The 9,728-nt window shown below is 60.0% G+C and carries 11 protein-coding genes and 1 pseudogene; 6 read left to right on the forward strand and 6 right to left on the reverse strand.

All coding sequences use genetic code 11. The annotated features are described in order from the left end of the window. Window positions 1-170 (forward strand): annotated as a pseudogene (locus RIF85_RS12645) (GntR family transcriptional regulator); the annotation flags it as partial. Window positions 171-458: 288 nt separating this feature from the next. On the opposite strand, the gene RIF85_RS12650 reads toward RIF85_RS12645, so the two are convergent. From RIF85_RS12650 to RIF85_RS12665, 4 genes are all read right to left on the reverse strand, one after another. Further along, window positions 459-2,135 carry a cytochrome b gene (locus tag RIF85_RS12650; RefSeq protein WP_309072257.1) on the reverse strand — a complete coding sequence of 559 codons (1,677 nt, stop codon included), beginning with the start codon at window positions 2,133-2,135 and terminating at the stop codon, window positions 459-461. 2 nt (window positions 2,136-2,137) lie between these two features. Continuing rightward, a complete protein-coding gene (locus tag RIF85_RS12655; protein WP_309072258.1) occupies window positions 2,138-3,166 on the reverse strand; it encodes a Rieske 2Fe-2S domain-containing protein in 1,029 nt (342 codons plus the stop codon). Between the two features lie 93 nt (window positions 3,167-3,259). Next, entirely contained in the window at window positions 3,260-4,072 is an 813-nt protein-coding gene (locus tag RIF85_RS12660; protein WP_309072259.1) for a cytochrome c, read from the reverse strand. An 86-nt stretch (window positions 4,073-4,158) separates the two neighbouring features. Next, on the reverse strand, window positions 4,159-4,797 hold the full coding sequence (locus tag RIF85_RS12665) for a heme-copper oxidase subunit III (RefSeq protein ID WP_309072260.1): 639 nt from the start codon (window positions 4,795-4,797) through the stop codon (window positions 4,159-4,161). Between the two features lie 148 nt (window positions 4,798-4,945). Here RIF85_RS12665 and trpD point away from each other — a divergent pair, with 148 nt between their 5' ends. Further along, a complete protein-coding gene (trpD, locus tag RIF85_RS12670) occupies window positions 4,946-5,998 on the forward strand; it encodes an anthranilate phosphoribosyltransferase (RefSeq protein WP_309072261.1) in 1,053 nt (350 codons plus the stop codon). A 73-nt stretch (window positions 5,999-6,071) separates the two neighbouring features. Here trpD and RIF85_RS12675 read toward each other — a convergent pair whose 3' ends face one another. After that, window positions 6,072-6,353, reverse strand: a complete 282-nt coding sequence (locus tag RIF85_RS12675) for an Lrp/AsnC ligand binding domain-containing protein (RefSeq protein WP_309072262.1) — start codon at window positions 6,351-6,353, stop codon at window positions 6,072-6,074. Window positions 6,354-6,395: 42 nt separating this feature from the next. Then, window positions 6,396-6,803 (reverse strand): DUF3054 domain-containing protein, encoded by a 408-nt coding sequence (locus tag RIF85_RS12680; RefSeq protein WP_309072263.1) that lies wholly within the window; start codon window positions 6,801-6,803, stop codon window positions 6,396-6,398. A 69-nt stretch (window positions 6,804-6,872) separates the two neighbouring features. Here RIF85_RS12680 and RIF85_RS12685 point away from each other — a divergent pair, with 69 nt between their 5' ends. From RIF85_RS12685 to RIF85_RS12700, 4 genes are all read left to right on the forward strand, one after another. Continuing rightward, a complete protein-coding gene (locus RIF85_RS12685) occupies window positions 6,873-7,250 on the forward strand; it encodes a VOC family protein (protein WP_309072264.1) in 378 nt (125 codons plus the stop codon). A 118-nt stretch (window positions 7,251-7,368) separates the two neighbouring features. Further along, window positions 7,369-7,893 carry a sigma factor-like helix-turn-helix DNA-binding protein gene (locus RIF85_RS12690; protein WP_309072265.1) on the forward strand — a complete coding sequence of 175 codons (525 nt, stop codon included), beginning with the start codon at window positions 7,369-7,371 and terminating at the stop codon, window positions 7,891-7,893. Then, window positions 7,890-8,414, forward strand: a complete 525-nt coding sequence (locus RIF85_RS12695; RefSeq protein ID WP_309072266.1) for a hypothetical protein — start codon at window positions 7,890-7,892, stop codon at window positions 8,412-8,414. The genes RIF85_RS12690 and RIF85_RS12695 overlap by 4 nt, the downstream gene beginning before the upstream one ends. 108 nt (window positions 8,415-8,522) lie before the next feature. Beyond that, window positions 8,523-8,945, forward strand: a complete 423-nt coding sequence (locus tag RIF85_RS12700; protein ID WP_309072267.1) for an SRPBCC domain-containing protein — start codon at window positions 8,523-8,525, stop codon at window positions 8,943-8,945. Window positions 8,946-9,728 lie beyond the last annotated feature (783 nt).

Raw genomic sequence — 9,728 nt, forward strand, 5'->3', positions numbered from 1 at the left:
ACGTCGACATCGGTGCCCCGCTGCTTAAGATTCAGCGCCACGCCTATGTATCGAGAACGATGGCGGACTTTTCGATCTCGTATTACCGTGCAGACCGCTACAAGCTGTGGGTACCCCTCCAGCGGCCTGGCGGAAGGTCACCGCGCTCCTACAACGTGAAGCGGTTCTAAGGGCCTCCTAGGCTTAAGGGAAGGCTCTGTGAGCGCATGCTACCTGCGCTCGTGAGGCGGCGAAGAGAGGTGCAGCGGCACCTCCCTGTCGGGCACAGCCCATCTGGTCGTTCTTCGCAGATGGCTCAATATCTGGGCGAGCGGCGAAAAACTGCGTGTGGGACCAGAATCTCTGGCTCTTGATCCACGCTGCCCAATCATTGGCAGTTGTTTACCACAGACGCACGCACTAAAACGAAGGGCGGCCCCGGACCAGTGGTCCGGGGCCGCCCTCGACGATGTTGCAGATCAGTGGCTGGTGATTTCAGCCTTGCTCTTTGCAGTTTCGATTTCGTCGTGGCCACCGTGGCTGTGGGCAGCTACGAGCTCCGCCGGCGTCACAGGTGCAACGCGATCCTCGAAGAAGAAGCGGGACAGGCGCCCACGCAACTTCTCCTTGCCGGAGATCTTCCCATTAGCGTCCGGCTCGGCAGGCTGGACCTCTGGGGATTCGAAGCTGACCAGACGGTGCAGCTTGTAGTCATTCAGCGGCTCATGAACCTCGATGAATTCACCGTGGGGGAGCCGGACAATACGTCCGGTCTCACGGCCGTGGAGGACGATTTCCCGATCCTTGCGCTGCAAGGCGAGGCAGATTCTCCGGGTCACGATGAACCCGATGATCGGACCAATGAAGAACAGCACACGGAGCCAGTAGGTGACGTCGTTCAACGACACCAGGAAGTGCGTCGCAATGAGGTCCGAGCTGGCTGCTGCCCACATGACGCAGTACCAGATCACACCGGCCACACCTGTTGCGGTCCGGAACGGGGCGTTGCGCGGACGGTCCAGGATGTGGTGCTCGCGGGTGTCCTTGGTCACCCAGCGCTCGATCCACGGCCACGCAAACATGAGGCCGAATAGGATACCTGCCGGCACCAGGGCCGGGAGCAATACGTTCAGCGACAGGGTGAAATTGCCGAAGATCACGTACTCAAACGGGAACCCGCCGATGACACCTGGCATCAGTCGAAGCGCGCCGTCCACGAATCCGATGTACCAGTCAGGCTGGGTACCGGCGGAAACAGGGGATGGGTCGTAGGGGCCGTAATCCCAAATCGGGAGGATCTGGAAGTTCGCTGCGATGGCAGCGACAACACCGAAGACGATGAAGAAGAAACCGCCAGCCTTCGCAGCGTAGACCGGTCCAACAGGGAAGCCGACGACGTTGGTTTCCGTACGGCCCGGACCGGGGTACTGCGTGTGCTTGTGGACGACAACCATAAACAGGTGAATGGCGATCATCAGGAGAATCAGCGCGGGCACCACCAGGATGTGCATCACATAGAGGCGGCCCACGATTGAAGTGCCCGGGAATTCGCCTCCGAAGATCAGCATGGATAGGTAAGTACCGATAAGCGGAATCGCCTTGATAACTCCATCGATGATGCGCAGGCCGTTGCCGGAGAGCAGGTCATCCGGCAGGGAGTAACCGGTGAAGCCAGCTGCCAGAGCCAGGATCAGGAGGACGCAGCCGACGACCCAGTTAAGCTCACGCGGACGACGGAAGGCGCCGGTGAAGAACACACGAAGCATGTGCACCGATACGGACGCTACAAAGAGCAGCGCAGACCAGTGGTGTAGCTGGCGCATAAAGAGCCCACCGCGGATATCGAAAGAGATATCGAGGGTCGAGGCATATGCGACGGACATTTCTACACCCTTGAGCGGGACGTAGGATCCTTCATAGTGCGTTTCTGCCATCGAGGGATCGAAGAACAACGTCAGGAACGTCCCGGACAGCAGCAGGATGACGAAGGTGTACAGCGCTACTTCACCGAACATGAACGACCAGTGGTCCGGGAAGATTTTGCGGCCGAATTCCTTGACGATGGAGGAACCGCCAACTCGCGTATCTACGAAGTTGGTGACACGTCCAAGACTGGTTTTCGGCTGATAGGTATCAGATGATGTCGAAGCACTCATGGCTATCCACGCTCCCAGAAGCTCGGTCCGACGGGTTCGTGGAAGTCGCTGGTTGCAACCAGGTATCCCTCGTCGTCAACGCTGATAGGCAGCTGAGGCAAGGCATGTGTCGCCGGACCGAAAATGACTTTGCATTCCTGGGTCAGGTCGAACGTTGACTGGTGGCAGGGGCAGAGCAGGTGATGCGTCTGCTGCTCGTAAAGAGCGACCGGGCATCCCACGTGTGTGCAAATCTTGGAGTAGGCAACGATGCCGTTGTAATTCCAGTCTTCGCGGCCGGGGGACACATGGAGGTCCTCCGGATTGAGGCGCATAAGCAGGACGACGGCCTTGGCCTTTTCCTCGAGCTTGTGCTCAGCTTCGTTCAGGCCTTCCGGAATCACATGGAAAGCCGATCCGATCGTGACATCAGACGCCCTGATCGGTGTGCCGCTAGGGTCGCGTGTCAAACGGACTCCCGCGTCCCACATTGTGTGCCTTAGCACGTCGGGATTCAGATCCTCGGAGAGATCACGCAGGATCCCGATGGCCGGCAGCGGCGCCAGAATCATGGCGCCGAGGAGCGTGTTGCGGATCAGCGGGCGGCGCTTGATGCCCGTTTCCTCGATGATCTCCGTGACCATCGTTTCCGCGATCACGCGGTCTTCTTCGGTGCGGACGGCGTGACGCTCTTCGGCGATCTCGTGATCGGGCATCAGGGTCTTTGCCCAGTGGACAATACCTACGCCAATTCCGAGCATGGCAAAGGCAGTGCCCATACCGAGCAAAAAGTTCTGCAATCGCAGCGTTGCAATGGTCTCATCCAAACGGATGGCAAAGTATCCCACGAAGAAAAGCAGGGTACCGATGATGGAGATTACGAACAGAATCGCAACCTGTTTCTCGGCACGCTTTTCGGCCCGGGGATCCTTGTCGGCAAGGCGCGGGCGGTGTGGCGGAAGTCCAGGATCCTGGAACTTCTCCACTTCGCTCTGACCAGCCGTAGCAACGGTGCCCGAGGATTTCGGACTGCCGTGACTATGGTCGCCCATGATCCCTCTCATCCTTCTCTTGATATATCTCTAAAGATTCTAAGTGCGTGTGTTCAGTAATTTTCCGGGGGCTCTCCGGCCCCCGGGAGGAGATCAGGATGACCGCTGGGTCAGCCAGATCGTGAAGGCGATGATGACACCAAGGCCGGCTGTCCAGATCAGCAGGCCTTCGGAAACGGGGCCGAGTGATCCAAGGGAATTACCACCGGGGGATCCCTGCTCTTCAATGGTCTTCAAGAAGGCGATGATGTCCTGCTTGCCTTCCGGGGAGATGTTTGCATCGCTGAAGACGGGCATGTTCTGTGGGCCGGTAACCATGGCTTCGTAGATGTGCTTCTCGCTCACGCCAGCGAGTGCCGGCGCGAACTTACCGCGGGTGAGGGCACCGCCAGCGGCTGCAGCGTTGTGGCACATGGCGCAGTTTACTCGGAACAGCTCGCCGCCGGCAGCGGGATCACCTTCGCTGGCATCGAGAAACTGTTCTTCGGGAACGGCCGGACCGGCGCCGAGCGAGGCAACGTAGGCTGCCAGCTGCATGGTCTGTTCGTCAGTGAACTGCTTGGGCTTCTGCTGTGCCTGGGGGCCGGTCATCTGCATCGGCATGCGACCCGTGCCAACCTGGAAGTCGACGGCCGCCGCGCCGACACCGATCAGAGAGGGACCTGCCTGGTTTCCGTGGGCACCTTCCGGAGCGCCAACTGCACCCAACCCGTGACAAGTGGCACAGTTGGCCACGAAGAGCTTTTCGCCCTCTTCAATGTCCTGTGCCGAGTATGTGGTGGTTGTCGCCTGGGCCTCGTTGACCGTACCGGCTACGGCGTAAAGACCGCCGGTAACCAGCAGACCCATAAGCAACAGGGCAATGGCCGCCAGCGGATGTCGCCGCTTTTGCGAAAGTGCCTTCACTTCGTGGTTCCTAACTCTGTGGTGCGTGTGCGTCGAATGCAGCTTCTTGAAATTCTGTCCTTCGTAGAAGAACAGTCAAGTAAGGCTTACTTCAGGAAGTAAATGATGATGAACAGTGCGATCCAAACCACATCGACGAAGTGCCAGTAGTAGGAGGTAACGATCGCTGAGGTCGCTTCAAAGTGCCCAAACTTCTTCGCGATATAGGCACGGCCGATGATCAGCAGGAACGCGATCAGGCCGCCAGCGACGTGAAGGCCATGGAAGCCTGTGGTGATGTAGAACGCTGAGCCGTAGGCGTTGGAGGAAAGCGATACTCCTTCCGACACGAGCATGGCGTACTCATAAGCCTGCACGGATACAAAGATGGCGCCCATGATGAAGGTGAGCAGGAACCACTCGACCATTCCCCACCTGGCGATATTGAAGGGGCTGCCTGTGCGGCGGGCCTGAAGGCGTTCGGCCGCGAATACACCAAACTGGCAGGTGAAGGAGCTTGCTACCAGAACGATGGTGTTGACCAACGCGAACGGAACGTTGAGTTTTTCCGTTTCGGCGGCCCACATCTCAGGGGAGGTGGCTCGCAGGGTGAAGTACATAGCGAAAAGGCCGGCGAAGAACATCAGCTCGCTGGAAAGCCAAACGACGGTTCCGACGGAAACGAGGTTTGGGCGGTTCAGCGTAGGATGCGCCGGGGTACTGGGGGCGTGGGTTGCAGTTGTCACATAGTCATTATGTCTATAAATCCACCCAGTTCACCAATGCAGCGGAACGCGTGGCGAGCCCTGATCGTTCCCAGCCCCCGGTATTCCGCGGATTGTCGGCAAAGTTAATATTCAGGCAGTTTCTACAATTCGTAGATAACCTAGGTGTGTGAGCCCTTTTAGTGATGCCCAGACTGCCCTCCGATGGCCCGTCCTGATCTCGGCGCTGATCGCCGGCGAGGACCTCAGTCGAGAGCAAACTCACTGGGCGATGAACACGATCATGGCCGGCGAAGCCACCGACGCGCAGATGGCCGGGTTCCTGGTGGCGCTTCGGGCGAAGGGCGAGACGGTCGACGAATTGACCGGTTTGGTCGATGCCATGGTCAGCAATGCCCGACCGATAGACATACCGGGCGAGAAGCTCGACATCGTCGGAACCGGGGGCGACCGGCAGAACACCGTGAACATTTCGTCGATGGCCGCACTCGTATGTGCAGGAGCCGGCGCACGAATCGTCAAACATGGCAATCGTGCTGCATCTTCGTCTTCGGGGTCGGCGGACGTTATCGAAGCCCTCGGCGTGCGCCTGGATCTTCCCGTCGACAGGGTGGCCCAGGCCGCCGTCGACGCTGGCATCACCTTCTGTTTTGCCCAGGTGTTCCATCCGTCCATGAGGTACGTTGGTACCGTTCGCAGCGAGCTCGGTGTGGCTACGGCATTCAACTTCATGGGTCCCATGACCAATCCCGCGCATCCGACTGCATCCGCCATCGGCGTCGCCGACGCCAGGCTCGCCCCCCTGATCGCCGGCGTCCTTGCTACCCGAGGGCAGCGGGCGCTGGTCTTCAGGGGAGGGGACGGTCTCGATGAGCTCACCACCACCGGCCCGTCGACGGTCTGGGAGGTCCGCGACGGTAAAGTAATCGAAACGGAGCTTGACCCGCTCGATCTTGGGATCCCGCGTGCCACCCTCGACGACCTCCGCGGGGGAGATGCGGCTGCCAACGCGGAAGTAGTCCGGCGCACACTGGCCGGAGACCGCGGCCCGGTGCGTGACGCCGTCGTTCTTAACGCCGCTGCCGCGTTGGTCGCACTGGATGAGTCGGCCGAGGGAACTCTTCAGGAAAGGCTGGCGAAGGGCCTCGCCCGAGCCGTTGAAGCCATTGACAGCGGGGATGCCGCCTCGGCACTGGATCGTTGGATCAAGGTCACCCAGTAGCGTCCGTCCTGAGACAGGATTAAATGGTTGTGGGCCGGAGGATACGTCCTCCGGCCCACACCCATGAGCGCAGCTAGTGGTCGAATCCTAAAGCGAACGCCGCGTCAAGATCATGCTGGGAATAGGCACGGAAGGCGATCTGCGTCGTCGTGGCTTGAACGCCCTGGACCTTGGAGAGCCGGTCCGCGATCACATCGGCAAGATCCTCATGCTTGGTGACCCGGGCAACGGCGATCAAGTCCCACTCACCGGTAACCGAGTAGACCTCGCTGATACCGTCGATCTCCGATATCTCCTGCGCGGACTCCGGGATCCGGGATGCATCAGTCTGGATGAGTACAAACGCTGTAACCACTATTGCTGCCTTTCATCGCACCATTTATGCCTACAACCGAGGTTATGCCACGGTACGGCTTTTGCGTATCTTCATGACCAGTGCCGCGACCAAGCGCCAGCCGACAATGAGGGCACCTAGTACCAGCAGGGTCACGATCTGGAACGACATCGCCAGTCCTCCGCCGGCTAGGCCGCGCAGGAGGAGTCCGAAAGCGACGGCGGAGAGCCAGATAACGACGGCGGCCGGCCAGAGGGCCAGCGGTCCGCGCCATGCCCGGCTAAGGAGCCAACCGATGGCAGCGCCGCCGGCGAACGGCGCGGCGGTCAGGAGGATTCCCGGCAGATCCAGGCCGTGTTCATGCGTGTCGCGTCCGATCGCTGCAAAAAGGACGACGCAGGCAACGTCTCCCGCGAAAGCGAGGACTATGCTGGCCGTAGATTGCCGGGGAACGATTGCAGAAGTCTTCACGAATCAAGCCTACGTCCCTCCAAGCCATTTTCCGGGCGGCGGCTGGGGCAGGGCGGAGCCGGAGGAACGATGAAAATCACACAGGTCGCACAGTATGCGGAGGACCTCGACCGGGCCCGGAGGTTCTATGCCGACTTGCTCCGGCAGGATGCAGCAGCCGTTTTTGACCCACCGGGGCTGGTCTTTTTCATGCTCGACGGCGTCAGATTGCTTTTGGAAAAGGGCGCGCCTTCTGCACTCATCTACCTGCTGGTACCGGATGTGCAGGCCGCGGTCGCCCGGCTGATGGACGACGGTGTCGAAGTCGTGGCGGAACCGCGGTTGATCTTCCGCCACGAGGATCCGTCGCTTGGTCCCGCCGGCAGCGACGAATGGATGGCGTTCATTAAGGACTCTGAAGGCAACACGATCGGGCTGGTGAGTCATTCGGCAGATCCTTCCTTGTAGGCATACTAACAATGCTGTAGCATTGTTGATATGCTCACAAGGACTCGGCTTTGTTATGTATGTACTAACGGTTGATCAGCGAAAGTCCAGGACACGGGAGGATCTGGTGGGCCCGGTCATGGACGAGATTAACAAAGATGCTCTGCGCCCGCTGGTTCTCCCGTTTGACCGGACGGCAGGGGATGAGATGCAAAGTCTCATTGATGATGCCTCCGTCACCTTGAGCATCGCTATGGAATTGGCCGTGAGCGGGCAGTGGAGTGTTGGCATCGGTATTGGCGAAGTGCGAAAGCCTCTGCCAGCCAATACCCGTGCCGCCTCAGGAGAGGCATTCGAGCGGGCGCGCGCGGCAGTGACGGCTGCCAAGAACGCTTCCGGAAATATCGCCGTGTCGGGTCAGAGCGCGATGGCTGCACAGGCAGAGGCTTTATTGCAGTTGCTGGTCTGCGTTGCGCGGAAGCGCAGTGCCATGTCTGTCGAGGCGGGTATTCTCAGCGACCAAGGGCTTACGCAGCAGCAGATTGCCCGTCAATTGGGGATCAGCCAGCAGGCCGTCTCCAGTAGGCTCCAGAGCGGGTTGTGGCAGGAATCGAGGAGGGTTCATGCTGTCGCAGAATCACTCCTGGAAGGTGCAGATCTGTGAGTCTCGCCAGTCTGATTCTGCTGTGCTTGGCTGCCCTCATTGCAGTACCTATGTATGGGGATCGGTTCCGAGGCAACGGGAACGTCCGTTTGTATTCGCTTAGCGCCATTTCGCTTCTGTGGCTAGGGGTTGCGGCATTGCTGGCCAGCATCAGCGATGGTGGCCTCGGAGCCGGTGTCTATGCATTCGCCGTTGCCGCGGCCGCCTTCGGCGGTGGGCCTTTGACTGTCAGCATCCTCTCGTTGTCCTTCAACGCCTTACACCCGGAGAACAGGGGGAAGGCGGAGAAGGAGCCGGTCTTGCGGGGAGGTGCCTGGATCGGCGTTCTGGAGCGCACCGCCATCTCAGCTACCCTCTTGGCAGGTTGGCCGGAAGGGCTGGCCGTAGTGCTGGCAGTGAAAGGCTTGGGCCGTTACTCCGAACTGGGCCAGTCCGGCGCTGCAGAACGGTTCATTCTGGGAACCTTTGCCAGCGTGCTGTGGGCCGCGGCCGCAAGTGGAATCGCAGTACTTCTCCGCTAACTGGCCCCGCCCGCCTGACTTCGTCCGGGGCGCAGCGGGACGTCCCGCGGGCACTTTTCGGATCAGCGGCTATTGCAGATCGACTTTACGTATGGCATAACAAGCAACATGCCGTCAGTCGACGTTATCCGGACCGAAGTGTTGCTGGAATGTTCTGCGGATCATGCCTGGTCGGTGTTCGTGCATGAAAAAGGCCAGTGGTGGCCGGAGATGGACTTCTGGCCGGTGGCAGGCTCGCTGTTGACCGAACATTGGGAACTGGACGGTGTTATGTTCCAGGCCAGGGGCGTCGTTGAAGACGTTGTGGACGGGCGCAGGCTTGTATTCTCCTGGCGCGAAGACGATTGGGAACGCCCGACTCTCGTCGAGATCGCCTTTGAATCTGCCGGAAACGGAGCACTGGTCCGTCTGAGCGAATCCGGCTTTGCGGGCCTGTCCGACGGTGAATCGCTCGCGGCCGACCACAGCGCGGGCTGGATTTACCACCTCCAAACCCTCAAGGACTATGCAGAACGTACTCCGCCAGGCTAGCTGCCAAGCTCCTGGGCGCCGTCCTGTTTGGGCGCTCTTGGGCTAGTTCCTGTAGCGGAATTATGGTTTTGTTATGTGGAATAGATGTACCTATGGCGTAAATCGCGGTCAGGAGTTCCGAGCGTGGGGCTACTCAGCCCTCTGCGGGATGGATGGGTTGATACGGCGTGAGTCAAAGTCCGCAGAGCGCCGCGCAGATCCTGCCGGCTTTATCCCGGCGCCGCTTTGCCTTGGTGCGGAGCGTAGGCCCGCAAGCCGGGCAGGCGTGGTGGACCCGGGGGAGAGGTGTGATCATCCGGGTAGCGGCGGAAGCGGCGGAAGCGGGGGTGCAGGGCGGTCTGGCGACCAGGCTTGTGTGTTCATCGAACTCGCCGGTGTAGAAGTCCGGATAGATCCACTGTGCGCAGATATCCGATTAACCTTGTGGTTGGCACAGGCTCCGCGCACAGTGAGATGCCGTTTTCGATAGGTCGGCTGCCAGCCGTTGCAACCGGCGACTTTCTCAGTCGGGACTTCGCCGTCCGACCGTGTTCCTCGTGTGCCGGCGCTAGCGATTTACTGGCGCTCGGACAGTGGGGCGGGCATTTAGGGGAGCAGGCAACGTTGCCAATCGAGTTTGGTCGAAGTCGCCCCCAATCCGCTTCCCGAGTCCTAGATTGACATAATGTAGATTATCGGCGAAATAGAATGGGCTGCTGGGAGTGGCGGAGCATCAGCAACCTGGGCCACTCGTGGACGTGTGGCGATGCTTGGGTGCGACGCTTTCACGGTGACGTTTTGATC

Source organism: Arthrobacter sp., from assembly GCF_031179385.1.
GTDB lineage: Bacteria > Actinomycetota > Actinomycetes > Actinomycetales > Micrococcaceae > Arthrobacter_D.